Annotated in this window: 24 protein-coding genes and 2 pseudogenes; 13 read left to right on the plus strand and 13 right to left on the minus strand. The window is 29.2% G+C overall.

What is annotated here, in order from left to right; all coding sequences use genetic code 11:
- Window positions 1–73 precede the first annotated feature (73 nt).
- The 5 genes and pseudogenes from kdpF (at window position 74) to AJ936_RS04245 (ending at window position 6561) form a co-directional block, all read left to right on the plus strand.
- A pseudogene (kdpF, locus tag AJ936_RS09930) lies at window positions 74–261 on the plus strand (K(+)-transporting ATPase subunit F).
- A 9-nt stretch (window positions 262–270) separates the two neighbouring features.
- Window positions 271–1962: a potassium-transporting ATPase subunit KdpA gene (gene kdpA, locus AJ936_RS04230; protein WP_004305525.1), complete on the plus strand. Its 1692-nt coding sequence runs from the start codon at window positions 271–273 to the stop codon at window positions 1960–1962.
- 9 nt (window positions 1963–1971) lie between these two features.
- Entirely contained in the window at window positions 1972–4017 is a 2046-nt protein-coding gene (kdpB, locus tag AJ936_RS04235) for a potassium-transporting ATPase subunit KdpB (RefSeq protein ID WP_070274114.1), read from the plus strand.
- Between the two features lies 1 nt (window position 4018).
- Window positions 4019–4627, plus strand: a complete 609-nt coding sequence (kdpC, locus tag AJ936_RS04240; protein WP_002861367.1) for a potassium-transporting ATPase subunit KdpC — start codon at window positions 4019–4021, stop codon at window positions 4625–4627.
- A 2-nt stretch (window positions 4628–4629) separates the two neighbouring features.
- The gene (locus AJ936_RS04245; protein ID WP_002861368.1) at window positions 4630–6561 is read left to right on the plus strand and encodes a sensor histidine kinase KdpD; all 1932 of its coding nucleotides are present in this window, start codon (window positions 4630–4632) and stop codon (window positions 6559–6561) included.
- Here AJ936_RS04245 and uvrB read toward each other — a convergent pair.
- Window positions 6556–8529 carry an excinuclease ABC subunit UvrB gene (uvrB, locus tag AJ936_RS04250; protein ID WP_014516973.1) on the minus strand — a complete coding sequence of 658 codons (1974 nt, stop codon included), beginning with the start codon at window positions 8527–8529 and terminating at the stop codon, window positions 6556–6558. The genes AJ936_RS04245 and uvrB overlap by 6 nt on opposite strands.
- 153 nt (window positions 8530–8682) lie before the next feature.
- Between uvrB and AJ936_RS04255 the strand changes: the two genes are divergently transcribed.
- From AJ936_RS04255 to AJ936_RS04270, 4 genes are read left to right on the plus strand one after another with little or no spacing between them, the layout of a single operon-like run.
- Entirely contained in the window at window positions 8683–8913 is a 231-nt protein-coding gene (locus AJ936_RS04255) for a hypothetical protein (RefSeq protein ID WP_002852327.1), read from the plus strand.
- Entirely contained in the window at window positions 8903–9145 is a 243-nt protein-coding gene (locus AJ936_RS04260; protein WP_002854947.1) for a hypothetical protein, read from the plus strand. The genes AJ936_RS04255 and AJ936_RS04260 overlap by 11 nt, the downstream gene beginning before the upstream one ends.
- Window positions 9142–9579 carry a prepilin-type N-terminal cleavage/methylation domain-containing protein gene (locus AJ936_RS04265; protein WP_002852324.1) on the plus strand — a complete coding sequence of 146 codons (438 nt, stop codon included), beginning with the start codon at window positions 9142–9144 and terminating at the stop codon, window positions 9577–9579. The genes AJ936_RS04260 and AJ936_RS04265 overlap by 4 nt, the downstream gene beginning before the upstream one ends.
- Window positions 9561–11414: a primosomal protein N' gene (locus AJ936_RS04270; protein WP_002877679.1), complete on the plus strand. Its 1854-nt coding sequence runs from the start codon at window positions 9561–9563 to the stop codon at window positions 11412–11414. Before AJ936_RS04265 ends, AJ936_RS04270 begins: the two co-directional genes overlap by 19 nt.
- Here AJ936_RS04270 and AJ936_RS04275 read toward each other — a convergent pair.
- The 8 genes from AJ936_RS04275 to AJ936_RS04305 all read right to left on the minus strand — a co-directional run bounded on the left by AJ936_RS04275 (window position 11407) and on the right by AJ936_RS04305 (window position 18181).
- On the minus strand, window positions 11407–12165 hold the full coding sequence (locus tag AJ936_RS04275) for a CTP:phosphoglutamine cytidylyltransferase (protein ID WP_070274115.1): 759 nt from the start codon (window positions 12163–12165) through the stop codon (window positions 11407–11409). The genes AJ936_RS04270 and AJ936_RS04275 overlap by 8 nt on opposite strands.
- Window position 12166: 1 nt before the next feature.
- Window positions 12167–12769, minus strand: coding sequence for a gamma-glutamyl-CDP-amidate hydrolase (locus tag AJ936_RS04280; protein WP_070274116.1), 603 nt, complete (start codon window positions 12767–12769; stop codon window positions 12167–12169).
- On the minus strand, window positions 12760–15099 hold the full coding sequence (locus tag AJ936_RS04285; RefSeq protein ID WP_070274117.1) for a PEP-utilizing enzyme: 2340 nt from the start codon (window positions 15097–15099) through the stop codon (window positions 12760–12762). Before AJ936_RS04285 ends, AJ936_RS04280 begins: the two co-directional genes overlap by 10 nt.
- Before the next feature lie 14 nt (window positions 15100–15113).
- Window positions 15114–15875: a class I SAM-dependent methyltransferase gene (locus AJ936_RS04290; protein WP_002875996.1), complete on the minus strand. Its 762-nt coding sequence runs from the start codon at window positions 15873–15875 to the stop codon at window positions 15114–15116.
- Between the two features lie 49 nt (window positions 15876–15924).
- Window positions 15925–16698 carry a class I SAM-dependent methyltransferase gene (locus AJ936_RS04295; RefSeq protein WP_070274118.1) on the minus strand — a complete coding sequence of 258 codons (774 nt, stop codon included), beginning with the start codon at window positions 16696–16698 and terminating at the stop codon, window positions 15925–15927.
- A gap of 282 nt (window positions 16699–16980) precedes the next feature.
- Window positions 16981–17148, minus strand: a complete 168-nt coding sequence (locus AJ936_RS10335) for a hypothetical protein (protein ID WP_002877668.1) — start codon at window positions 17146–17148, stop codon at window positions 16981–16983.
- A 233-nt stretch (window positions 17149–17381) separates the two neighbouring features.
- Complete coding sequence (locus AJ936_RS10340) at window positions 17382–17687, minus strand: hypothetical protein (RefSeq protein WP_002877666.1); 306 nt, start codon at window positions 17685–17687, stop codon at window positions 17382–17384.
- A gap of 173 nt (window positions 17688–17860) precedes the next feature.
- On the minus strand, window positions 17861–18181 hold the full coding sequence (locus AJ936_RS04305) for a S24 family peptidase (protein ID WP_022552263.1): 321 nt from the start codon (window positions 18179–18181) through the stop codon (window positions 17861–17863).
- 100 nt (window positions 18182–18281) lie between these two features.
- Here AJ936_RS04305 and AJ936_RS09945 point away from each other — a divergent pair.
- Together AJ936_RS09945 and AJ936_RS04310 are read left to right on the plus strand one after the other, a co-directional pair.
- Window positions 18282–18455 (plus strand): annotated as a pseudogene (locus AJ936_RS09945) (DNA adenine methylase); the annotation flags it as partial.
- Between the two features lie 437 nt (window positions 18456–18892).
- Window positions 18893–19444 carry an ImmA/IrrE family metallo-endopeptidase gene (locus AJ936_RS04310; RefSeq protein WP_002877662.1) on the plus strand — a complete coding sequence of 184 codons (552 nt, stop codon included), beginning with the start codon at window positions 18893–18895 and terminating at the stop codon, window positions 19442–19444.
- On the opposite strand, the gene AJ936_RS04315 is transcribed toward AJ936_RS04310, so the two are convergent.
- Both AJ936_RS04315 and AJ936_RS04320 read right to left on the minus strand, forming a co-directional pair.
- A complete protein-coding gene (locus AJ936_RS04315; protein ID WP_002877661.1) occupies window positions 19441–19725 on the minus strand; it encodes a hypothetical protein in 285 nt (94 codons plus the stop codon). The two genes, AJ936_RS04310 and AJ936_RS04315, sit on opposite strands and share 4 nt — an antisense overlap.
- A gap of 59 nt (window positions 19726–19784) precedes the next feature.
- Window positions 19785–20414, minus strand: a complete 630-nt coding sequence (locus AJ936_RS04320; RefSeq protein WP_070274119.1) for a S24 family peptidase — start codon at window positions 20412–20414, stop codon at window positions 19785–19787.
- Window positions 20415–20669: 255 nt separating this feature from the next.
- Here AJ936_RS04320 and AJ936_RS04325 point away from each other — a divergent pair, with 255 nt between their 5' ends.
- Window positions 20670–20969 (plus strand): hypothetical protein, encoded by a 300-nt coding sequence (locus AJ936_RS04325; protein ID WP_002876971.1) that lies wholly within the window; start codon window positions 20670–20672, stop codon window positions 20967–20969.
- Window positions 20970–21883: 914 nt separating this feature from the next.
- Here the strand turns inward: AJ936_RS04325 and AJ936_RS04340 are convergent.
- Window positions 21884–23275 (minus strand): DUF2972 domain-containing protein, encoded by a 1392-nt coding sequence (locus AJ936_RS04340; RefSeq protein WP_012006677.1) that lies wholly within the window; start codon window positions 23273–23275, stop codon window positions 21884–21886.
- A 10-nt stretch (window positions 23276–23285) separates the two neighbouring features.
- Entirely contained in the window at window positions 23286–23810 is a 525-nt protein-coding gene (locus AJ936_RS04345; RefSeq protein ID WP_002876965.1) for an adenylyl-sulfate kinase, read from the minus strand.
- Between the two features lie 122 nt (window positions 23811–23932).
- Here AJ936_RS04345 and ispG point away from each other — a divergent pair, with 122 nt between their 5' ends.
- Entirely contained in the window at window positions 23933–25006 is a 1074-nt protein-coding gene (gene ispG / locus AJ936_RS04350; protein WP_002854766.1) for a flavodoxin-dependent (E)-4-hydroxy-3-methylbut-2-enyl-diphosphate synthase, read from the plus strand.
- Window positions 25007–25033: the final 27 nt, after the last annotated feature.

Raw genomic sequence — 25033 nt, forward strand, 5'->3', positions numbered from 1 at the left:
TAAATAAATCATAAAATTAGTATTAATCAAAATATAAGCTTAACAAGGATAGAATAAATCCTATTTTGAATCAATGAGAAAGGGCTATCCTATGGATGTTATCTTTGCTTTGCTTCTGTTTTTAGCTTTTGGTAGTTTATGGTTTTTTATCCGTTTTTGTGAAATTCAAACTAGGACACGCGGATGATATTTTTACTAGTTTTAAGCTTAATACTTGCTCTTTATTTATTTTATGCTCTATTATATCCTGAAAAATTTTAAAGGAAAAATATGCTAGAAATTTTAATAACACTGATTATAGCTTTTATATTAGCTTTAATTTTTGGAAATTATCTTTATAAAATTGCAAGCTGTAAAAAAACTATTTTTGATTTTATTTTTAATCCAATTGATAACTTAATTTATAAAATTTGTGCGATTGATAGAAAAAATATGACTTGGCAAAAATACTCTTTGCATTTAATTGCTTTTAATGCCTTAGTGGCTATTTTTTCTTTCGTGATTTTTTATTTGCAAGATAAACTTTTTTTAAATCCCAATTCGATAAATTCTATGAAAGGGGATTTGAATTTAAATACTGTAATTAGTTTTATTACAAATACAAACCTTCAGCATTATAGTGGAGAGAGTGCTTTAAGTTTGCTTTCGCAAAATACAGGCATTTTACTTGCTATGTTTGTTTCAAGTGCAAGTGGATATTCTGCTTGTATGGCTTTTTGTCGTGCTTTATGTGGCATGCAAATGGGAAATTTTTATGAAGATTTTACGCGTATTATTACGCGTTTGATGTTGCCTTTAAGTTTTATTTTGGCTGTAATTTTTATCTCTGAAGGCGTAGTGCAAAACTATCACGCAAATTTTAGCGTGCTTACTTTAGAAAATAAATTTCAAAGTATTGCCACAGGTCCTGTTGCAGCTCTTGAGTCTATAAAACATTTAGGGACAAATGGGGGTGGTTTTTTTGGTGCTAATTCAAGTATGCCTTTTGAAAATCCTACTTTACTTACAAATTTTTTACAAATTTTATCCATGATGCTTATTCCTAGCGCCTGTGTTGTAGCTTTTGGATTGATGGTTTATCATAGAAAAGAAAGACAAGGTTTTGCTCTTATGGGAAAAGAAGGGGGAGTTATTTTTGGTGCAATGGGGATTATTTTTATCATTTCTTTGCTTTTAATTTATTTTAGCGAAAAAATGTCAAATCCAAATTTGGATTCTTTGGGTTTAAATGCAAATTTGGGAAATTTAGAAGGTAAAGAAATAAGATTTGGCACAGATGGTTCGAGTTTATTTAGTGCTGTAACTACTGCTTTTACTACAGGAAGCGTCAATAATATGCACGATAGTTTAAATCCTTTAAGCATCAGTGCTACTTTGTTAAATATGATGTTAAATGTAGCTTTTGGTGGCGAAGGAGTAGGGCTTATGAATATGATTATTTATGTGCTTTTAACCGTGTTTATTTGTGCATTAATGATAGGCAGAACTCCAGAATTCTTGGGTAAAAAAATAGAAAGCGCACAAATGAAGCTTATAGCTTTGGTAATTCTTATCCATCCTTTATTAATCCTTGTTTTAAGTGCATTAGCTGTTGTTTTTGCAAAAGATAGTATAAGCAATCCTAGCTTTCATGGCTTGGCTCAAATTTTGTATGAATTTAGTTCTTCGGCAGCAAATAATGGTTCAGGACTTGAAGGTTTAAAAGATGATAATTTATTTTGGAATTTAAGTACAGCTTTTGCTATGTTTTGTGGGCGTTATTTGGTTTTAATAGCTCAGCTTGCTATAGCTGGATCGCTTTTGGCTAAAAATACACAAGAAAATACTGCAAATTCTTTAAAAACGGATAATTTAACTTTTATGTTTGTGCTTGTTTGTATTATATATATTTTTGCTGCACTTACTTTTTTTCCAGTGCTTACTTTATCAAGCGTTGCAGAATATTTATCTTTATGGCATTAAGGAGAGTCAATGTCTAAAAAACAAAATAAACTCATTACAAAAGAAATTTTAAATAATGCCATAAAAGGAGCATTTTTAAAATTTGATCCACGCTTTATGATAAAAAATCCTGTTATGTTTATGGTGGAAGTTGGATTGATTCTTACTTTGATTTTAAGTATTTTTCCTACTTTGTTTAATGGAAATTCTGATGAAAGAATTTATAATATCTTAATCACTTTTATTTTATTTGTAACCTTGCTTTTTGCAAATTTTGCAGAAAGTATTGCAGAAGGAAGGGGTAAAGCCCAAGCAGCTACCTTAAGACAAAGTAAAAAGGATTCTAAAGCTAGACGCATAAAAAGTGATGGCAGTGAAGAAATGCTTAATTCTAGCGAGTTAAAAATAGGTGATATAGTTTTAGTTAAAGCAGGTGAACTTATACCTAATGATGGAGAAATTATAGAAGGTGCTGCAAGTGTTGATGAATCAGCTATTACAGGTGAAAGTGCTCCTGTTATGCGTGAAGCGGGCGGTGATTTTTCTTCTGTTACAGGTGGGACTACGGTTTTAACTGATTTTTTAAAGATTAAAATTTTAGTTGGAGCTGGGGAAAGTTTTTTAGATAAAATGATCAATCTTGTAGAAGGCGCTGCGCGTCAAAAAACTCCAAATGAAATTGCTCTTAATACTCTTTTAATTGTGCTTAGTTTGAGTTTTCTAGTAGTGGTTGTAAGTTTATATCCTTTTATGCAATTTTTAGGCGTGAGCTTGCCTATTTCGTGGTTAGTAGCATTGCTTGTATGTCTTATTCCTACAACTATAGGGGGGCTTTTATCAGCTATAGGAATAGCAGGTATGGACAGGGTAACGCGTTTTAATGTGATCGCACTTTCAGGCAAGGCTGTTGAAAGTTGTGGTGATGTTGATACTATGATTTTGGATAAAACAGGAACGATTACTTTTGGAAACCGTTTGGCAAATGAATTTTATGAAGTTCAAGGTATAAGCAAAGACGAAATGATTAAAGCTTGTGTTTTATCCTCTTTAAAAGATGAAACTCCAGAAGGTAAAAGCATAGTTGCATTGGCTCAAAAAATGGGTTATGAGTTAGAAGGTAATGATATTAAAGAATTTATCGAATTTAGCGCTCAAAATAGAATGAGCGGTGTGGATTTGCAAGATAATACAAAAATTCGCAAAGGTGCTTTTGATGCTATAAGAGCTTATATAAGCGAAATGAATGGAAAAATTCCTAGCGATTTAGAAACTAAGGTAATGGAAATTTCAAATCTCGGCGGCACTCCTTTGGTAGTGTGTAAAAATGAAAAAATTTTAGGAGTAATTTATCTAAAGGATACTGTAAAACCAGGACTTAAAGAGCGCTTTGATGAGCTTAGAAAAATGGGCATAAAAACTTTAATGTGTACTGGAGATAATCCTTTAACAGCAGCTACTATAGCCAAAGAAGCAGGGCTTGATGGATTTATAGCAGAATGCAAGCCTGAAGATAAAATAGAAGCCATTAAAAAAGAACAAGCTCAAGGTAAGATAGTAGCCATGACAGGAGATGGAACCAATGATGCTCCAGCTCTTGCACAAGCTGATGTAGGTATAGCTATGAACTCAGGAACTCAAGCAGCCAAAGAAGCAGCCAATATGATAGATCTTGATTCTAATCCTACTAAAATTTTAGAAGTAGTTGAAATAGGAAAAGGTTTGCTTATTACTAGGGGTAGTCTTACAACTTTTAGCATGGCAAATGATATTGCTAAGTATTTTGCTATTTTACCTGCTATGTTTAGTGTGGTTTTACCTCAAATGCAAATTTTAAATATTATGCATTTGGCTACCCCGCAAAGTGCTATTTTATCAGCACTTATTTTTAATGCTATTATTATACCTTTGCTCATACCTATTGCTATGCGTGGAGTTAAATTTAAGCCTATGAAAAGTGAGTATTTGCTTTTAAGAAATTTGAGTATTTATGGTTTAGGTGGTATGATAGCACCTTTTATAGGGATAAAAATAATTGATATTCCTACAGCTTGGATACTTAGAATTTTAGGAGTGTGATATGCTTAGAACTTTGCTTAGTTTTTTTGTGGTAATGCTAATATTGTGTACTCTTATTTATCCTTTTGCTTTAAATACAGTTGCAAAATTTATTTTTCCTTATCAATCAAGTGGAAGTTTAGTGGATAAAGAAGGTCGTCCGACTTTGGATATAAGCAAAGCGGTAGGTTCAAAGCTTTTGGGTCAAGATTTTAATAAGCCTTATTTTCTACATTCAAGAACATCTGTGTCAAATTACAATACAAGTGATACAAATGAAAGCAGTGTAAGTTCAGGTGGATTTAATTATGCTATGTCAAATCCTGCTTTGAAAGAGCGTGTGCAAAAAGATTTGCAAAAATTTTTAGATGAAAATCCGCAAATTACAAAAGAACAAATTCCTTTGGATTTGTTAAGCGCTTCAGGATCAGGTCTTGATCCTCATATCAGTCTTCAAGCAGCCCTAGTGCAAATTCCTAGGATAAGCCAATCTTCAAAAATCACCAAAGAAGAACTAGAAAAAATCATTCAAGAAAATACCGAGTCTAAATTTTTAGGGATTTTTGGGGAAGAAAAGGTTAATGTTTTAGCTGTTAATATAGCTATTGCTAAAGCCATGAAAAAAGAATAAACATGCAAAGACAAAGTCCTGAACAAATTCTTAAAAAACTTGAGGTTAAAGCCAAGGAAGAAGAAAAAAACAAACTTGCAAAATTAAAAATATTCTTAGGTTATGCTGCAGGTTCTGGAAAAACTTATGCTATGTTAAGTGAAGCTAGAACTTTAAGGGATAATGGAGTTGATGTTGTTTTAGGCTATATAGAGCCTCACGATAGACCTGAAACAATGGCTTTAACACAAGGTTTTGAAAGTATAGCTAATCTTGAAATTCCTTATAAAAATATAGTATTAAAAGAGTTTGATTTAGACGCTACCCTTAAGAGAAAACCTGCTTTGGTTTTAGTAGATGAGCTTGCGCACACTAATGCTAAAGGCTTGCGCAATGAAAAGCGTTTTCAAGATATAGAAGAACTTCTAAAAGCAGGGATTGATGTTTATACTACTTTAAATATACAACATTTAGAAAGTTTAAATGATTTAGTCGCTAATATCAGTAAGATAGAAGTTAAAGAGCGTATTCCTGATCGTATTTTTGATGAGGCTGATCAGGTTGAACTTGTTGATATTGAACCTAATAAGCTTTTAAAAAGAATGCAAGATGGTAAAATTTATAAGGAAAAACAAGCTAAACTAGCACTTGAAAATTTCTTTCGCCAAGAAAGACTTATAGCTTTGCGTGAGATTGCCTTAAGAAGACTTGCTTCAAGAGTGAATTTAAGAGCAAGTGAACAAAGGCTTATTAATGATGATTTAGCTTATCATACTGGAGAGCATATTTTAGTTTGTATTAATGCTTCAAATGCAAAGGTTATTCGTGCAGCTGCAAGACTTGCTTTAGCTTTTCATGCTAAATTGAGTGCGCTTTATATAAAAAATCCCAATATTAAAGAAGAAAAAGCCTTAGAAGAAAATATAGAACTAGCTAAAAGTTTTGATGCTGAAATCATTAGCGTATATGATGATGATATAGCAAGACAAATTGCAGAGTATTCAAGCCTTAGCAATGTTTCTAAAATTGTTTTAGGTAAAAATAAAGATAAAAAAAAGTTTAAAGAAGAGATTTTTGAAGCTGTTGCTAAAAAAGCACCCAATATTGATTTATATCTTGTTAATGAAAATCAAATTTCTACTCCTAAAATACGAAGTAAAAAAGGTTTTGATTTTTTAGGTTTTTTAAAAATCACAGGAGTTTTGCTTTTAGCAACTTTTATAGCTTTTGTATTTCATAAATTTAATACTCAGCCAAGTAATATAGTTATGATTTTTATTTTAGCAGTTTTTGCTTCTTCTTTTATTTCTGATAATAAAATTTTCGCCTTTTATTCTTCTTTGGTAAGTGTCTTGATTTATAATTTTTTCTTTTTAGAGCCTATTTTTAGTTTTAAAGTTCATGATAGTGGAAATATTATTACTTTTACAACTATGTTTATAGTTGGATTTTTAACAGCTGTTTTTACTAGAAGATTAAAATTGCAATCTAAAGAACTCACTAAAAGAGCTTATAGAACGGCTATTTTGCTTGAAAATAGTGAAAAGTTAGCAAGAGTGAAAAGCAAACAAGAGCTTTGGGAACAACTTGGAAATCAAGCTTTAAAATTATTAAATTTACCTATTATTATTTATCCTATAAATAAAAACAATATTTTATCGAAACCTTTGTTGTTTTTTAACGATGATAAGCAAATGTTAAAAAATTGTTTTAGTGCTGATGAGATTGCTATTGCTCAATGGGTTGCAACAAATAAAGAAAGAGCAGGTGTTTGCACAAATACCCTGCCTAATGCCAATGCTATGTATTTACCTATAGAAGATGGGGAAAAAACTAAAGGGGTCATAGGTATAGTTTTAAAAGAAAAACGTCCCTTACAAGACTTTCAGTATGAAATTTTAAGTGCTTTACTTAATGAGGCGGGAGTTAGAACAAGGGATATATTTTTATTATAAATCCCTTAATTTATTAATCTCATCTCTAATTGCAGCAGCTTTTTCAAACTCAAGTGCTTTTGCTGCTTCAAGCATTTGCTTTCTTAATTCTTTGACAAGTTTTGCTCTTTCGCTAGCAGGCATTTTTTCTAGTTTTTTACCTTTGCGATAAATTTCGCCTAAATCCTCTTCATTTTTCAAACTCTCTTCAATATGGCGTTTGACTGAAGTTGGGGTAATATTGTATTTTTTATTATAAGCCATTTGAAGTTTGCGGCGTTCATTGGTGGTATCCATAGCTTCTTGCATGGATTTTGTGATTTTTTTGCAAAAAAGCAAAACCTTGCCATTGACATTTCTAGCTGCTCTTCCCATGGTTTGGATTAAACTTGTAGTGCTTCTTAAAAAGCCTTCCTTATCTGCATCCATAATGGCAATGAGTGAAACTTCAGGCAAATCAAGTCCTTCTCTAAGTAAGTTAATGCCAATTAGCATATCAAAAGCACCGCTTCTTAAACCTCTTATGATTTCATTGCGTTCTATAGCATCGATGTCTGAGTGCATGTATTTGACTTTTATACCAAGCTCTAAATAATACCTTGTAAGTTCTTCAGCGAGTTTTTTAGTTAGCACGGTTACTAAAACCCGTTCGTTTCTTTGTATGACTTTTTTAGCCTCATCAAATAAAATTTCAACCTGATTATCACTATCTTTTAATTCTATTAAAGGATCAAGCAGTCCTGTAGGACGCATGATTTGATGAAAGATGTTTTCTTTGCTAAGTTCAAGTTCTAAAGGTGCAGGTGTAGCTGAAACAAAAAGAAATTGACAATTTTTATGGATAAATTCATCAAACATTAAAGGACGATTATCCAAGGCTGAAGGCAAACGAAAACCATAATCCACTAAGGTTTGCTTTCTGCTTCTATCTCCTGCAAACATACCTCTAAATTGCGGTAAAGATACATGGCTTTCATCGACTATAACAAGAAATTTTCTATCTTTAATCGCAAAATAATCAAAAAGCGTATAAGGAGTATCACCTTCTTTAAGCCCTGTTAAATGCCTTGCATAATTTTCAACGCCTTTACACATTCCTGTGCTTGTAAGCATCTCAAGATCAAATTCAACCCTTTGTTTAAGGCGTTGATATTCTACGAGTTTATTTTCATGCTCAAAATAAGCAAGGCGTTCGTTAAGTTCTGCTTTTATGTCTTTTATCGCTTGTTTTAATCTTGTTTCGCCCACGCTAAACTGGCTTGTAGGATAGAGTATGAAGCGTTTTAAATCTTTACCTTTTTTATTTTCTAAAACATTGTAATGATACATAGCATCAAGCTCATCGCCAAAAAATTCAAGTCTTACTACTTCATCTTCATAATAAGCTGGATAAATGTCTATAATATCTCCTTGAACTCTAAAATCTGCACGATCAAAAAAATTATCATTTCTTTTATAACCCATATCTACAAGTTTTTTTAAAAGTTCTTTTTGTGAAATTTGCATACCTAGTTCAAAGATTAAAACCATGCCTATGTATTCATTTGGATTACCAAGTCCATAATTTGCTGAAACACTAGCTATGCAAACTACATCTTCATAACTTAAAAGAGAAGCAGTAGTACTCAGTCTTAAACGCTCTAAGTCTTCATTGGTCGAGCTGTCTTTTTCTATGAAAACATCAGTGCGTGGGATATAGGCTTCAGGTTGATAATAATCATAATAAGATATAAAATATTCTACATGATTTTTAGAAAAAAAGCCTTTAAATTCACTATAAAGTTGTGCACAAAGGCTTTTGTTGTGACTCATGATAAGAGTGGGTATATTAAGTTCTTTAATGACATTTGCCATGGTAAAGGTTTTTCCACTTCCTGTAACGCCTAGTAAGGTTTGATATTTGTTGCCTTTTTTTATACTTTTTACTATGCCTTTTATGGCTTCTTGTTGATCGGGACTGGGTTTAAATTCGCTGGTAAGTTCTAACATTTTTCTACTTTATTTTTATTTTTGAAAAAATTTTAAAAGAAAATGCTTTAATTAAAAATTAATTGACAATAAAAACCTAAATTTAAATTTTTTTCTGCTACAATATCAAATAATATTTTCCATAAATTACAAATTTCTTAAGAAGGCAAAAATATGTTTGATGAAAAAATAATCAATACTATGACAGATAAAGTAAATGAATTAATTGAAAAATATAACGAAGTTTGCGAAGCCAATGAGGCTTTAAGAAATGAGCTTGTAAGCGTTAAAGCACAAAATGAAGCGAAAAGTAATCAAATCATGCGTTTAGAAGAAGAACTTAAATCTCGCAATATAGAAAGCGAAGATATTTACAAGAAAATAGAGGCTGTTCTTGGCAGATAATCTAAAACAAGTCATTGTTAATGTCAATGCAAAAGATTTCATTGTTAAGTGCAGTGAAGAATTTGCAAATTTTTTAGAAGATGATATCGCTTTGATTTCTGGCGGTACTAAAAAAATAGAACTTAAACGCTTTGTAGATGCGTTTGTTAAAAAAAGTTATGAAAATTATATTTTAGAAAGAGAACTTAAGAAACTAATAAAAGCAATCAATGAAGAACTCCCGACAAAATGAATAAAGCTTTTACTCTGCTTGAGCTTGTTTTTGTGATTTTGATTTTGGGAATTTTATCAAGCTTATCTTTATCTTTTATCAATACTACAAAAGATGAGGTTAAAATTTTAAAATTAAAAATGGACTATGAAATGCTAAGCTCAGCTCTTGCTTTAATGCGTAGTCAAATGAGACTTAAAAATTTAAATTTTCCAGAAATTTTAGATAATGCGCAAAACAATCAAGCCAAAGAAAAACTCTTTTATTGTTTAAATGATTGTGATTATTCTTTGCTTGATACACCTATTTATTCTGATTTTAAATCTTGGATAAAAATAGGTAAAAATCACTATAGATTTGCATTAAACGCCAAAGAGATGGTTGAATTTATTTATGATTCTAAAGAAGGCTTGTTAAAGTGTATAGGAAGTTCTAGATGCAAAGATCTGATATAAGATATTATGAACTTGCAATTTGTGGTTTGTATTTGGATAATTTAACTTTTCATAGTTTTGATGAAATCAAACCTTTAACACAAGTATTAGTGGATTTAAAAACTAAAAAAAACCTTAAAGCTATCGTGCTTAAAGAATGTCAAAAACCTGATTTTAAAACCGTAGAAATTAAAGAAATTACAAAGTATTTTTTAACTCCTTTGCAATTTGAATTGGCAAATTTTATTGTTTATTATTATGCTTCAAAACTTGGTTTTGTTTTGGGCTTTTTTGAAACCAGTCCTAAATATGAATGTCAAAAAATGTTTTTTAAAGATACCCCTAAGCTAAGCAATCAACAACAAAATGCCTTAAGTTTTCTTCAAAAAGAAAATAATTCCTTACTTTTTGCTGATACAGGTAGTGGCAAGACTGAAATTTATATTTCTTTGATAAAAGAGTGTTTAGAACAGGGTAAGCAAGCTTTACTTTTAATGCCAGAAATCGCACTTACTCCACAAATGAAAAAGCGTTTAGAAGTGTATTTTAAGGATAATTTTTTCCTGTGGCATTCTAAAATTTCAAAGAAAAAAAAGCAAGAATATTTAGAGCGTTTTTGCAAGGGAGAAGTACTTTTAGTAGCGGGTGCAAGATCGGCTTTGTTTTTGCCTTTTAGAAATTTAGGACTTATTGTAGTAGATGAAGAACATGATAATTCTTATAAGGCTTCTAATCAGCCTTTTATCAATGCAAGAGATTTAGCGCTTTTTTTGGGTCAAAAAAATAATATTAAAGTGGTTTTAGGTTCTGCAACCCCATCTTTGACGAGTTTTTACAAACAAAAAAGTTTTAGACTAAAAGGAACTTTTTTTGAGAGCAAAAAACATTTTTTATATGATGAAAATGAGCTTGGTATAACGCCTATGCTTTTAAGCGAATTAGAAAAAAGTTTAAAACATCAAAAACAAGCTATAGTGTTTTTACCTACAAGGGCTAATTTTAGGCAAATCATTTGCAAGGATTGCGGAGAAACGATAAAATGTCCTTTTTGTTCTATCGCCATGAGTATGCATAAAAAGAAAAATGTTTTAAAATGTCATTATTGTAATTATACTTCTTTAATAGAGCAAAATTGTCCAAGTTGCAAAGGAGAAATGTTAGAAGCTAGAAAAATGGGGACTGCTGAACTTTTAGAGCTTTTGCAAAATGCTTTGCCTTTAGCAAAAATAGCAAAATTTGATAGCGATGAAATCACAAGCGTTAAAAAGCTTAATACTATTTTAAAAGACTTTAATGAAAATAAGATCGATATACTTATTGGCACCTCTATGCTTGCTAAAGGGCATGATTATCATAGCGTGGATTTGAGTGTGATTTTAGGGCTTGATGAGTATTTGTTGCGTCCTAGTTTTAGAGCGAGTGAAGAAACTTTAGCTTTAGCTATGCAAGTTGCTGGTAGGGCAGGGCGTAAAGGCGAAGCAAGAGTGCTTTTACAAACAAAAAATAGAGCTTTTTTTGAAAGGTATATAGAGGATTATGATGCTTTTTTAAAAGATGAGTTAGAAAATAGAAAAGATCTTTATCCTCCATTTAAACGCCTTTTAAGAGTTCTTATAGAAGATAAAGATCAAAAAAATGCACAAAAACTTTGTGAAAAACTTGCCTATCAATTTAAAAATATCAAACAAGTAGAATTAGTAGGCTATGGAATTTGTGGAGTTGAAATGCTGCATGGAAAATATCGTTTTTATTTATTACTTAGAAGTGAAAATTATAAAGCTTTAGTGGCAATTGAAAATTATATTTTGCAATTTAAAAATGTAAGTGCGGATATTGATCCTATTGATTTTATATGAAATTAATTTTTAAATCACTCATAAAATCAATTTCACACCAATTGCCATCAATTTCCACTGCTTTTGCGTTGTTGTATTTTTCAATCAAAGCCTGCAAAAAACTTGTCATATACATATTTTCAAAATTTTTATTATCATATAAAATATCTCGGTCAAGCATTTCATAAAAAGCAATAACTTCAGAAAGAAATTGATAAGAAAATTTAAAAAGTCCTATATATTGAGCTTCTATCTCATCATAGGCATTAGCTTTTTTTCCAAGTTCTATAATATAACCATTTGTCATCTTTAATGTTTCAGCATCTTCTAAAGGATTTGCAAAGCGTTTACTCCAAAGCTTACGCCAAGACTTATCAACCACTATAGCAAATTCTTCTTTGGCATTTATAAGCTTTTGCACGCAATCTTGAAAATAAACAATATCCGCATAAGAAATAATCAAATCTTGTTTTTCTTCGATGCATTTTAACATAAAATCTTTAGCACAAAAAAAAGTATGAACCATATTGGTTTTATCATATTTTGAATTAATAAAAAAATGCTCAATATCATATTTATTAAGATAATTTTTTAGCACATCGTTTAAATATCCACCCACAACAGCTATTTCATTTATACCTGCTGATTTTAAAGCTTCGATTTCATAATCTATTATTTTTTTATTCTTATACTCAACCATACACTTTGGTTGATCTTTTGTTAAAGGCATCAGCCTTGATCCAAAACCTGCTGCTAAGATAATTGCATTCATATTATTCCTTGATTAAACTAAACCACTCTTTTAAAATTTGAATATTATTAAGCCCATTTTCTCTTTCAATATGCCACATTATACCAAAAATATTTTCATACTTATGTTTAAAAGCTTCTATAGTATTATCTTTTGCTAAGCAAAGTTCTATGAGATCTTCACCTAATTTTTCAATAGCAAAATTATGAAAAGAATTGCTTATAAATTTTTCTTTTGAGAAAAATACTTCATGTTTGCCTATATGATTTTCACAAGGACTTATATGGCTGTTAAAATAATGAGCTATCATCTGAGCTCCTCTGCAAATTCCTAAAAGTGGTATTTTTTGTTTTAAACAAATTTCTATAACCTGCTTTTCATATAAATCTCTCTTTTTAGATAAAACATTAGGACTATAAAAACTTAAATCATTACCACCGCTTAATATCACAGCTTTTATTAGATGTTTATAATGAGAAAAATCTATTTCATAGCTAAGAGGAAGAGGAGTAAAATTTTTAAATAAATCTTTATTAAATAATTTTCCCCAATCCAAAGCCAAGCATTCTCTTTCTTCATAATAACTTTCATTGCAAATAAGTCTTTGAGTAATACCTATAAACAAAATATTTGCTCACTTTCACATTCTATATTTATTTTTTTAGCTTTTAAATATTTTTCAAAATTTTCTTCTCCAACTCCTATAACAGCAGGCATTCCAAGTTCTGAAGCACGGATAGCCATATGTGAATTAGCACCCCCATAACATGTAATCAGTCCTGCTATATTTTTTGTAAATAAATAATCATATCCAGGATCTGCTGCATAAATTAAAACAATCTTTCCTTCTAAATCTTTATCATTTTCCTTCGCCGTAAATGCAGTAATGCTCTTTTGTGTAATAAAATTTGGAATAATACTATGATTATAAAAAGAAAAAATTTCATCGGCATTGCAAAGTAAAGAAGGAAGTTTTATAGCTTGTGTAAGTTCATATTCTTTTTTATTGCGATTAATTTCTTCTACAAACTGCTCTTTTGGATTTATAGAATAAAGACTAGAATAAAGATTTAAAATACTTTTTATATCAAGATGAGCCAAATCTTCTTTTTCAATACCATAATATTTGCCTAATTCTTCTATATAAACTATAGCTTTAGAAAGCAATCTAGTGAATTCAAATTTAACGAGCTCTCTACCTTCAATAGCCTGCTTTAAAAAATCAAAAAATTCACAAGCATTAATTTCTAGTCCATGTTCTTTAAGTAAAGCATTTAAAGCTTTTGTCTTTTCTTCTGAAAAAACAAAAGCTTTATCTTGTAAATAAACTTTACTATCTTTTTGATCTACATCAAAATAAAGTTCAAAATCTTCATCATATCTTGGAGATAAAATATTATAAGTTCCTGCTCTTAAGTGTCCAAAATCTTTCAAAAATTGATCTTTGGTGTGAAAATTAAGATGGTTTGTTTGTTTGCTTAAATTTTTACTCACTGTATTGAGCGAATTTAAAAAATCATCTTTTTCCTCTTTAGTTATAAAATCAATCTCAACTAAAGAATTTAAAAGTTGCATTGCTACAAATGCAGCCCTAGCCACCCCCGCAAAAGGCAAGGTCCCATAACGCTTGCATTCTTCAATAAGCCAATAAATTTTATCAATTAAAGAAAAATTAGAATTAATAATGCTATCGTATCTTTCTTTTAGCTTATAAACTTTTTGTATGTCTTTTAAATAAAGCCCTGATCTAGGATTAAGAATCTTATTTGTAAGTTCTAATAATGAAAATTCTAATCTTTTGATTTCATTTTCATTAAAACCATGATTTAAAAGTTCTTCTAATTTTTTAGAACTATTAAAATCATAGCAAGAATAAACAATATTAAATTCGATCTTATCATGCAATTCATGATTTTTATCAAGTTTATCTAAATAAAAATTAACAAGTTTGTGCGCAATATTTTCATCTAATTTTTTTGGTATAAAAGAATTAAAAGATAATCTTACATCCACATAAGGAATGCCTAAAAAAGAATGGATTAAAGGATGGGATCTTAAATCTCTATAACCATAATTATCTCTTTGATACGCCCAAATATTATCCGTAATGATTTCTTTATATAAACTAAAAGCTAAACGCTTAGGCCTTAACCCTATGATTTCAGCTGGATTCCAATCAGGCATTACCCCAAAAATGGCTTTATCTCCCAAAACTCTAGATCTTGATTCTTTTAAAGACTCAAAACGTTTATAAAATCTATATAAAGCTTCTTTTGGTAAAGAATAAAATAAATTATTTTTTTCATACATAACCAAAGGACGCACTTGCAAGCAAAAAAGTTCTTCCTCATCATCTTGAATAGCAAATGCAAATTCAACATCTAAAAAACAACAGTCATATAAAACTTCTAATTCCTTCATAAGTTCTATAATTTTTTGAAGTCTAATATCTTTAAATTCTAAATAATCTCTGTAATGATAGTAAGTTTTTGCACTCTTACTGCTTCCATCTGTAATAGAGCTATTTGAACCATTTTCATCATACTGAAGACAAAAATAAGGGGAAAAATTATCCTTATCAACACTAAAACCAACACCACAAAGAGTAATGTTTTCAAGCATAGGTTGAACTAAAATTTCATCGCTTTTTGATGGCATAGAATTGGCAACTTTATATAAAGCTTTTAACAACTCATCTTTAGAATCGGCTTTAATATTTGCCAAAGAAAGAAAAGCACCTGCATTGGAGTTTTTCATACTATCTTCACTTAAAGAAGAACTTCTTATAATGAGTCTATTAGTCTTTAAAGTTTGAATATCCTGTAAAACTTTATCTTCATTTGATATTAATTCTTCAAGCGAAGTTAAAACCAAAGGTAGAACTTTTGCTTTTTTTAATTTTGTTTGTAAATTTTTTAAATTTTGTGCTTTGGTTTTAAAATTTAACTCCGCCATGTTTTTCCTTAGTTTTATATTTTTTTAGCACTCCAACAACGAGTGGTATATTTTATGCTAAATTCCTTAGGAAGTCTTTGTGAAATTTTATCACTAATTTTATTAAACAATTCATTTCCTTCATCAGTCTCCAAATCCCAGTAAGGATTTTTAACACTTTTCCATGCATTAATATAATTTTCAATGCTTTGATGAAAATAAAAATCCTCTTCAATATAAACAATATTATCAAAAAGATCCTTTCGACTCTCTATAATTGGTCTTTGATCTTCTCTTCTTGTTCCCCTTGTATAATTTGGTACAAATTCTACAATAGTATCTTCAGCTATTTTTTGCACAGGATCGTTTAAATCCCTGTGATTCCACATACAAGAAAAATATCCCTCTGATTTTAATAAGCGATGCGCTTCTTCTAAGGCTTCATTTCTATCCATTACATTAAAACTACTACCAAAAGTCACCCAATCAAATTCACTATTTTGGAGTGTTGAGTTTAAGCCTGTTGCCCTAACCCAATCAATCTTTTGATCCTTAGTTCTTTCTATCCCGATCTCACGCATCGCATCATTTGGTTCTACAGATACTACCTTACATCCTCTTTCTAAAAGCATAATGCTTAAATTTCCTGTTCCTGCACCAATATCAGCGACTTTAATATCTTTTTTTCCAACTAAACTAATAAGCATATCTATAGTTTTTGGAGCATAATTTGGTCTATAGCTATAAAATTTAGCATGCTTGGTATAATCCCACACTTGTTCTACTAGTTTTTGCATTTTATTTCCTTTTTTCATCTTTGACAAGCTGATGAAAAAAGGAAATATTTTATGCTTTTCTAGCTGTCCATGCTCTTATTTTATAAGGAATCTCTATACTTTGCATATGAGAAATTTTAGCTTCTATCATCTCTAAAATTTCCTTCCATCTTTTTTCACCTGCTTGTGCTTGTATATCATTTACAGAATGCCAAGCTCCAAGATAACGATCTTTATCCCAAAACTCTTTATAATCGCACTCCATAAAAAAGCAGTCCGTGAAATCTCCTGTTGAAACAAGAATTTCTTCCCATTTTTTAACATTTTGAGTGCCACTGCTTACACGAGCAAGCTCTGGAACAATATGTTTAATCTCCTTTTCGATTTCATCAAAAACCGAACCCTCTACAATGTGGCGAGGATTCCAAATCGCAGTGAAATACCCCCCCCCTGTCAATATACGATTAAATTCTGGGAGAGATTTTTTAGGGTCTGTCCAATGAAAAGAACTAGCCATGATGACCCAATCAGCTTGATTGTTGCTCATGCAGGTTTCTTCACCACTTCCTTTGTGCCAAGAAATATTTGATAAATTTTGTGTAAATTTTTGCCCTTCTTCACGCATATTATCGTTTGGTTCCACAGCACTAATTTGGCATCCAAACATTTCTCCCAACATCTTAGTAAGTTTTCCAGTTCCAGCTCCTACTTCAACAATATTTAAATCTTTTAAATTTTTATTTTTATCATTGATACAAGCTACGAGTTTTTCAAGTAAAAATGGACTATAAGCAGGTCTATTATGATAATGCTTTGCAACCTCTGTAAAATCCCCTTGTTTCATATGATTCCTTTCTCTAAATTAAAACATAATTATATCTTTTTTTTATTAATTTACAAATCTTTTGTCGGCGGAAAAATAAAATTTCCATTTGGAAAAATAAAACTTCCATAAAAGTGGAAATTTTATTTTTCTACAAACCTTAAACTTAAAATATAACTTTATTAAAATAAAACTAACAAAAAATTCGTTTATGATGTTCATTTTCTTTAACAATAGTTTTCATATCCAAATAATGCTTTACTATATATTTTGGAATGTTAAAGTCGCAATCAGAGTGTGGCTTTAAATCAAAACGATTAAAAGTTTGTAATTTTTATAATATTCCCTACTGTTAAAAAAACTATGTTCTACTATATTAAAAATTGATGTATCTTCATAAAAATTTGGCGGATAATATATATCTATACTTTCATCATCTTTTAAAAAAGTAAGTATTATATAAAGCTTCATTCAACTCATCACCCCTATGCATTGTTTGCATAGGAAAATAGCTTCCTTCTGGTATTTCATTAAAAAGAAGTCGATATAGTAGCGATAAGCTTTTAAACTTAATTTGCTTTTTATTTGAACGGGGTCCGAAAATTCGTGCAAATATCTCTTCCTAGATCGTATATCTTTTTTAAAATATTCAGGAAGTTCACTTTGTCATTTTAAATATTTGAATATTTGCTCATAAACCTCTTTTAACAATCCAATATCATCACAATCTTTAACTGTATATGCCAATTTTTTTCATACTTGTTAAGCTTTAAAAAATCATTCCAAGTTACTGGAAAACATTTGTATAAAAATTCTTTTCTAACAATCTCTTCATAATTAATTTGGCTAGTTTGAATTAATCCAGCTGTACAAGTTAATTCAACCTCAACATCTTTATTCTCTGGAGTTTTTATGGTAAAAATTTCGCGTGAGGTTATTTGAAATTTATTAAGTTCCAAGTCCTTATTTTGCTCTTTTTCTTTTTTAAAATTTTCATCAATTTTCTGCATTTTTTACCTATGCTCTTCGTTGATTTTTTGCATTTCCTGCTTATATTCATTCCAAATTTCTTTTAGCGGCTTATTTGGTGTTCCTTTTATTTTTCTATATAAATAATTACATAAAAGAAAATAAAGATACTTATTAATATTAGCAACACAATATTCACTTTAATTCCTTTAAATTATATAATAAAACGCAAAACTTTGCCTTGTATAATCAGCTCAACTTGCGAGTCTTTTAAGTCCAAACTATAGCTTTTATAATCCTTATTTACACTAATAATATCTAAAACTTTACTTATTGGATCTAATTGCAAAAGTTTAACCATTAATTGGTTATCAAAATTTAAAATATACAATCCATCTCCTTGATACTTATGCGTTTCTTCAAAAACAACCCAGCTATCAGGTAAAAGCATTGGAACCATAGAATAACCATCAACTTTAATAGCTTTCATATTTTTAGGCGTTGTTTTAAAAAAGGCTTTACTAAGCTCAAGCATTTCACCTGTTTCATATCCTTCGAGCCCAATTAACTCATTGTCACCACTGGTAGAAGCCGAAACATTAAGTTTTGGTATTGAATAAAAATTAGCATCTCGCTGCAAGTTGTTAAAAAATATCAAGGGTAAATTTATGCTTTCTTATAATGATTGTGAGCTTATAAGAGAGCTTTATAAAGATTTTAATATTAAGGAATTAAAAGTAAGGTATTCTTTAAATAATAATGTTTTAAAAAGAAAAGAAAGTAAAGAGCTTTTGATTATGAATTTTTAGCAAGCTAAGAGAGTAAAAATACTCTCTTTAATATTTAATTTTGTAAAAATATGGTAAAGTACCTTTAAAATTAAAAATAATTTAAGGATTTATTATAGAAAACAATTACACCAATTCTGATATTATTACTATTGCAAGTTCTTATCTAACTTATGGAAGTTTAATTGTTGCTATTGCTACTTTCTTAACAGCTGTTATTGCCATAGGGCTTACTATATATTATAACCGTGATAAACAAAGATTAATAAAAGAAACAACTGATGTATTTTTAAATAAAATTATAGAAGATGAGAAATTACGCAATGATTTTATAAATAAAATTCTAAAAAATAGTGAATTTATGGAAGAATTTGAAAGAATGGTCGATTTACATATAAATGATAAAATATCTATATTGACAGATATTGATCAAGAAAATCACAAATAGGAGGTTTGGAATGACTTATAAAGAAATAAAAGATAAAACCCCTTATGAAATTTTAGATTTATTGGAAATGAAAGAACCACCATTTAATCCGTTTGAAATTGCTCAAAAATTAGGTATAAATGTAGTTAAAGATCTTGACCTTGATAAAATTGACACTGAAGGTCAAATTAGCGTAGATGAAAAAGGTGAACCTATTATTTGGATAAATCCGCTTAAAAATGAAAATAGACAGCGTTTTACATTGGCACATGAATTAGGGCATTTAGCTAATGATATTTTACCTAGCATAGAAAATCCTATTATTGATAGTTATGAAACCCTTTATAGAAGCAATACATATGGTGGAATAGAAACTAGAGCCAATCAATTTGCGGCAAGACTACTTATGCCTCTTCGACAAATAGAAGATTTTATAGCAGAATGCAGAAAAACAACACCTGACTTAAAGGCAGCAGAAGCAATATTACTTATTGCTTCAAAATTCGAAGTTTCAAAGCAAGCTGTTTTTCACAGACTTAAAAATGTAGGTCTGATAAAACAAGATTATACATATCCTTTTTAGAGCAAAGAGGCTAAAAATTCTAAAGCTTCTTTGCTAAAATTTTTATTGCTTTCTTCTAGGTACTCTTTATCTAAAATAGCACCGTATTTTAATAAAAGTAAAATCGCTCCAAAATTATTATGAGTTACTGCATAAAACATAGGCTCTTTACCCATGCATTCTTTAGTAACACTCATACCATTTTTAAGATATTCTAAAACAAGTTCATTGTTATGATTGCAAATTGCGTTTATAAATCTTTTGTTAACACCTTGTCTTATGTCTGCTGATACTCTATCCATCTTTATATCCTTTTGTATTGATGAGACAAGATTAGCTTGGCTTAGCTTATTGTGTGCTGTCATAGTCTTGAAAGTTCTCCAATTACCACACCAATTAGCAAAAAATCTCCATTTTTATAAAATATATCTTCATATAAAGGATTTAAAGAGTGTAAAATCACTCCATCATCTTGTTTTAAAACTTGTTTTATAAAAAGTCCATCTCTAGTATTAATCACACAAATGCTTTTATTCTTAAAAGTTTTATTTCTATCTATTACACAAATTGAACCATCTTTTATTATTGGTTCCATACTCTCTCCGTAACAAGTAATAAACTCACATTCTTTACTTCCAAAAAAGTTTAAAACCTTTTCGTCGATGATTAAATCAGAGCTATCAATCAAATCATTTATACCACCTCCGCCTAAACTTGCATTTGTTTTATAAAGCTTTAAAATTTTATACTTGTTTTCACATTCTAATTGATCTTTTGGGGAACTTCTATAGAAGAAATAATTAATGCTTATATTTCTTTGATTTAAAAAGTTTAGGATTTGTGGATATGGAATGGAGTTTCTAAATTTCATGGAATTAAAAGTATCAGGATGAATTCCTAGTTCTTTGGCTATATCTTTTGTTTTTAAATTACACTTACCTTCACTGGCTAATATATCTTTTAACTTTTCAATCACTTCTTGCATTTGCATGTTAAATCCTTTGATTTTAATTTCAAAGAAATTTAACAAAAAATTACAAAAGGCAATTAAAAACTTTTGTTTTAAAAGGTTAATTTTTTAAGTTAAAATTATAAATTTATAAATAAAAATATACTTAATTTTGTATTAGAAATTAAAGTCAAAGAATAAAGCTTTAACTTTGCAAGGTAATTTTAAAATTGACTAAATTAAAAAAAATTAATATATAATTCTAATGAAATTTAATTATATATTAAAGGGATTTTAATGAAAATATTAAAAAATAAATATTTTATTCTGTGGATGATCGGGTTTTTTGCAATCGTATGTTTATGTTTATATTTTAATTTAGAAGTTAAAATTATTGCATCTGCCATTTCTGCCTATGCGGTGTCAATCTCATTGGTGTTAAATGCTTATTCTATTTTTGAAAAAACAAGAGCGGATAAATTTAATTTAACAATGCAGTTATTATCTAAATGGGATGAAAAACATTTTATAGAGGCAAGAGATTATACAAGAGAGCAACAAAATATAAAAGAAAAAAAGGAAATGAAGAAATATTAAAAGAAATTAAAGAAAAACCAGAATTAAAAAGATCAATTATAATGATGATGAATTATTTTGAAACACTTCAAACTTTTATTGAAAATAATAGGATAGATGAAGGTATTATAATGGAGCATTTTGCACATATGTTAAAAGATATCTTGGAAAGGTATGATTGTTACTTAAATAGCGATGATTTCAAAAAAAATAATCCCTTGGGGCTTAAAAAACTTATAAAATTAAAAAATAGATGCAATACCTATATATCATAATTTAATTTAAAAAATAATGTAGCTATATTTACAAACCTAAAACTAAATATAGCTATATATTTCTATAAAAGTTAATCACTCTTTATATTTATCTTTTAAAAAACATTATAATTGGCAAAAGTTATCATCAAAGTTAAAAAATAAAATCAAAAATAAAAATAATTTTTAAATAAATTGAAGTAATCTTAGTCTATTATAAGATTATAAAAACCAACTAAATGTTTAAGTTTTCTATGTAACTATCCTCCAAACCTTAAAGCTATAGATAGTTACATACTATTTTTATATAAAAAGTGGTTAAAGTATGATTATATAGTGTTTTATAGAGATAGTTACAAGGTTAAAAAATATAAGAATATTTTAAGCAAAAATGTAACTATCCTAGAGAGTAAAAAACACTTTTGGGATATAAAATTTAAAATCAAAGCTCGTATTTATCCGCCTTTTAAACAGCATTTAATCAGTTTTTTTGGGATAAAACAGACATTTTGGGATTTTTGGGATATTTGGGATTTTTTACACTTTAAACTAGGAAAGATAAAAAGTCATTTTTGTAAGCTTTAAAATCCTATTATTTGGTATTTTTTGCTAAAATTATTTAGGGATAGTTACATACTCTTTTTAAAATACCCCTTACATCTTTTCCCTGAATATTGTCATCTAACTCTTGACGCATTTTTCAAATTCTTTATAGTATGTCCAAGAGTTAATTATATTGGGAAATTTTTGCTTTAAATGATTTAGATCATTTTCAAAAATATTAAAAAAAGTGTAAACAAGTGATTTATTTTTTATAAAATAATCTATTACATCTTTTTCTTTCATCATTTTTGATTCTGTTTCATCTATGGTTATTTTAATTTGATATAAAAAATCATACAAATAATGTTTAATTGTTGAAAATAAAAGATTGTTTTGTTCTAATTGTTTAAAATCATTTTTATCAATATATACACCCATATCATTACATAGATCGTTTTTTATAATTTCTTGTATTATGTCTATTTTTTCATGATTGATATGTTTTCTGTCTAAAATTATGGGAATGCTAGAAGTTTTATCAATATTGAAATTTTTATTATTTTTAGGAGTATTAAGATAAAAGGTGTTATTAATATCTTTAGAATTTGCATAGAGTGTGATAGGAAAAAGATAGCGAATATAACCTCTAAATTCTTTAATTTTAAATAAATCTAATTTATCTTTATGGGGGGGGGTAAAATTAAAATTTATAGCAAGTAAATTCATGGTATCGAAGGCCTTTGATTGGCGGATTTCTTCCATATCAAGATAGTATACATTGTCTTTGTTAAAATATTTTAATAAATAAGAGATGATAAAAACTCCTTGTTGTAGTTCGTTTATATCGATTTTAATTTTATGATTTTGATGAGTAAGATAGTCAATATAATAACGCCAATCATAAGTTAGATTAAATTCAGAGGGATAGTTTCTTAAAACTTTACTCCAATCTCTTCCCCAGTTATGCTTTAAAATTCCTATTGGATCGCGAACTCCGCAAATAATTTTAGAGTTAAAATCCAATAAAGATAGATATTTATCAAAATAAGGTAGATTAATTTCTGATATATTAATAGCATATTGAGTAATCGTATTGTCATTTAGACACATGTAATTAAGACAATATCTTTCTTTGGCATCAGGTGGTAAAACCCAGGAGGCAAAACAAGTTACATCGCAACATTGATTAAGGTATCTTAAAAATGCTGCTGCTCCAACGCCATGTGGAGAAATATAGATAAATTTATAGTGTTTAGGTAGGGGTAAATTTAAATCCCAAGCTAATTCTGCACAATGTCGACTAGCATCTATTTCTATAAAATTAGGATTGATTAAAGGTGGATAAGGATGTTTTATTGATAAATATCTATTCTTAAATTCGCTAGAATTGAGCCAAGTGCAAATTGTTTCAATATTTTTCAAAACAAAGGTAAAAAATTTTTCATTATTCGAATTTTTTAAAGCTTGTAAAAGAATTTGAGCTAGGGTTGGAGTTAGGTTATTTTTTATATAGAGTAAAAGATTTTGCATGCTTTTTTCTTTATTTTTTTTCTTTTAGAGCTGTTAAGATGTAGGAAATTTTATTGTCAAGTTCTGTCATATAAGTATTATCAATTATTAAATTAGATTTTGGTTCATCAAAATCAATATCCATTCCCACAACATTTGAAATTTCACCTTTTAAGTTTTTGCTATATAAGTTTTTTTTATCACGTTTTTTTAATTCTTCAAAATCGCATTTTATGTAAATTTCAAAGTAATTTTTTAAAGTTTTTTTATTGTGTTCGTAAATTTCATTCCACATGGAAATAGCGCTTACGATAACTAGCATATTTTGAGAACTGAGAAAATGTGCAAATTTAGAACGCTTTATTGACATATCGATACGACTTTGTTTATCATATCCATAATGCTCTAAAAGATCTCTCAGTTCATCGCCATCAAGATAAATAATATTATTGTATTTTTCTTTTAATTTTTTGTATAATGCTTCTGCAATATAACTTTTGCCACTTCCTGCTAGTCCTGTAATCCAAATAACTCCACCATTTTTAAAAAAATCCATAGATAACCTCCTTTTTTGTTTAGTATAAATGTAAAAATTTTTCCTATATTATCAAAAATAAACTTTAATTAAAGCAATAAAAAGTTAAAATTTGATATTAAAATTTTTCAAAGAGTGAAGTTATGGAGTATAAAAGATTTAAAACCAGACAAATCAAAGTAGGAAATGTTTTAATAGGCGGTGATGCACCTATTTCAGTTCAATCTATGCTTTTTACTAAAACAAGAGATATAGAAGGTTCTTTAGAACAAATCAATCGTCTTTATTTTGCAGGAGCAAACATAGTGCGTTTGGCGTGCTTGGATATGGCTGATGCAAGGGCTTTAAAAGAGATTAAAGCTAAAAGTCCTCTACCTTTAATCGTAGATATTCATTTTAATCATAATTTGGCTGTATATTGTGCTGAATTTATCGATGGAGTGCGTATAAATCCTGGCAATATAGGTTCTAAAGAAAATATCAAAGAAGTGGTAAAAGCATGTAAAGAACGGGGTATCCCTATACGTATCGGTGTAAATCACGGCTCCATAGAAAAACAATTTAGTGATAAATTTGGCTATGGTGTCGATGCTATGCTAGAAAGTGCGATGTATAATATCAAGCTTTTAGAGGATTTAGACTTTTTTGATATTAAAATTTCCATGAAGACTTCAGATGCTCAAAAAACTATAGAAGCTTATGAGAGATTAAGACCGCTTTGTGATTATCCTTTTCACTTAGGGGTAACTGAAGCAGGAACTAAATTTCATAGCACTGTAAAAAGTTCTATAGCTTTAGGAAATTTACTTCTTAAAGGTATAGGCGATACTATGCGTGTTTCTATGACGGGTGAGCTTGAAGAGGAAATTCGTGTAGCAAGAGCGATTTTGCAAGATAGTGGAGTGCAAAAAAGCGGAGTAAATATCATCTCATGTCCAACTTGCGGTAGGATTCAAAGTGATTTGTTAAGCGCGATTAAAATCGTAGAAGAAAAAACCAAGCATATAAAAGAACCTTTAAATATCAGTGTTATGGGTTGTGTAGTAAATGCTTTAGGTGAAGCTAAGGGCGCTGATGTGGCTATAGCCTTTGGGAAAAATCAAGGACTTGTTATAAGACATGGTGAAGTTGTAGCTAAATTAAAAGAAAGTGAACTTGTAGATAGATTTTTAGCTGAAGTTGAAGATGAGGTTAAAAGTAGGGCTGTAAAAGAATAAAAGCCAAGAAGCAAGGTTTAACCTTGC

Source organism: Campylobacter sp. BCW_6877, from assembly GCF_001762445.1.
Taxonomy (GTDB): domain Bacteria; phylum Campylobacterota; class Campylobacteria; order Campylobacterales; family Campylobacteraceae; genus Campylobacter_D; species Campylobacter_D jejuni.

Excerpts from the sequence above, each read along its gene's own strand:
- AJ936_RS04270 (WP_002877679.1), top strand. The coding sequence starts at position 9,561 with ATGCAAAGATCTGATATAAGATATTATGAACTTGCAATTTGTGGTTTG.
- AJ936_RS04295 (WP_070274118.1), bottom strand. The coding sequence starts at position 16,698 with ATGAAACAAGGGGATTTTACAGAGGTTGCAAAGCATTATCATAATAGA.
- kdpA (WP_004305525.1), top strand. The coding sequence starts at position 271 with ATGCTAGAAATTTTAATAACACTGATTATAGCTTTTATATTAGCTTTA.
- AJ936_RS10335 (WP_002877668.1), bottom strand. The coding sequence starts at position 17,148 with ATGAAGCTTTATATAATACTTACTTTTTTAAAAGATGATGAAAGTATA.
- kdpC (WP_002861367.1), top strand. The coding sequence starts at position 4,019 with ATGCTTAGAACTTTGCTTAGTTTTTTTGTGGTAATGCTAATATTGTGT.
- AJ936_RS04315 (WP_002877661.1), bottom strand. The coding sequence starts at position 19,725 with ATGGATAGAGTATCAGCAGACATAAGACAAGGTGTTAACAAAAGATTT.
- AJ936_RS04310 (WP_002877662.1), top strand. The coding sequence starts at position 18,893 with ATGACTTATAAAGAAATAAAAGATAAAACCCCTTATGAAATTTTAGAT.
- kdpB (WP_070274114.1), top strand. The coding sequence starts at position 1,972 with ATGTCTAAAAAACAAAATAAACTCATTACAAAAGAAATTTTAAATAAT.
- AJ936_RS04275 (WP_070274115.1), bottom strand. The coding sequence starts at position 12,165 with ATGAATGCAATTATCTTAGCAGCAGGTTTTGGATCAAGGCTGATGCCT.
- AJ936_RS04245 (WP_002861368.1), top strand. The coding sequence starts at position 4,630 with ATGCAAAGACAAAGTCCTGAACAAATTCTTAAAAAACTTGAGGTTAAA.
- ispG (WP_002854766.1), top strand. The coding sequence starts at position 23,933 with ATGGAGTATAAAAGATTTAAAACCAGACAAATCAAAGTAGGAAATGTT.
- AJ936_RS04305 (WP_022552263.1), bottom strand. The coding sequence starts at position 18,181 with ATGCTTGAGCTTAGTAAAGCCTTTTTTAAAACAACGCCTAAAAATATG.
- AJ936_RS04265 (WP_002852324.1), top strand. The coding sequence starts at position 9,142 with ATGAATAAAGCTTTTACTCTGCTTGAGCTTGTTTTTGTGATTTTGATT.
- AJ936_RS04290 (WP_002875996.1), bottom strand. The coding sequence starts at position 15,875 with ATGCAAAAACTAGTAGAACAAGTGTGGGATTATACCAAGCATGCTAAA.
- AJ936_RS04340 (WP_012006677.1), bottom strand. The coding sequence starts at position 23,275 with ATGCAAAATCTTTTACTCTATATAAAAAATAACCTAACTCCAACCCTA.
- AJ936_RS04320 (WP_070274119.1), bottom strand. The coding sequence starts at position 20,414 with ATGCAAATGCAAGAAGTGATTGAAAAGTTAAAAGATATATTAGCCAGT.
- AJ936_RS04255 (WP_002852327.1), top strand. The coding sequence starts at position 8,683 with ATGTTTGATGAAAAAATAATCAATACTATGACAGATAAAGTAAATGAA.
- AJ936_RS04325 (WP_002876971.1), top strand. The coding sequence starts at position 20,670 with ATGAAAATATTAAAAAATAAATATTTTATTCTGTGGATGATCGGGTTT.
- AJ936_RS10340 (WP_002877666.1), bottom strand. The coding sequence starts at position 17,687 with ATGCAGAAAATTGATGAAAATTTTAAAAAAGAAAAAGAGCAAAATAAG.
- AJ936_RS04285 (WP_070274117.1), bottom strand. The coding sequence starts at position 15,099 with ATGGCGGAGTTAAATTTTAAAACCAAAGCACAAAATTTAAAAAATTTA.
- AJ936_RS04345 (WP_002876965.1), bottom strand. The coding sequence starts at position 23,810 with ATGGATTTTTTTAAAAATGGTGGAGTTATTTGGATTACAGGACTAGCA.
- uvrB (WP_014516973.1), bottom strand. The coding sequence starts at position 8,529 with ATGTTAGAACTTACCAGCGAATTTAAACCCAGTCCCGATCAACAAGAA.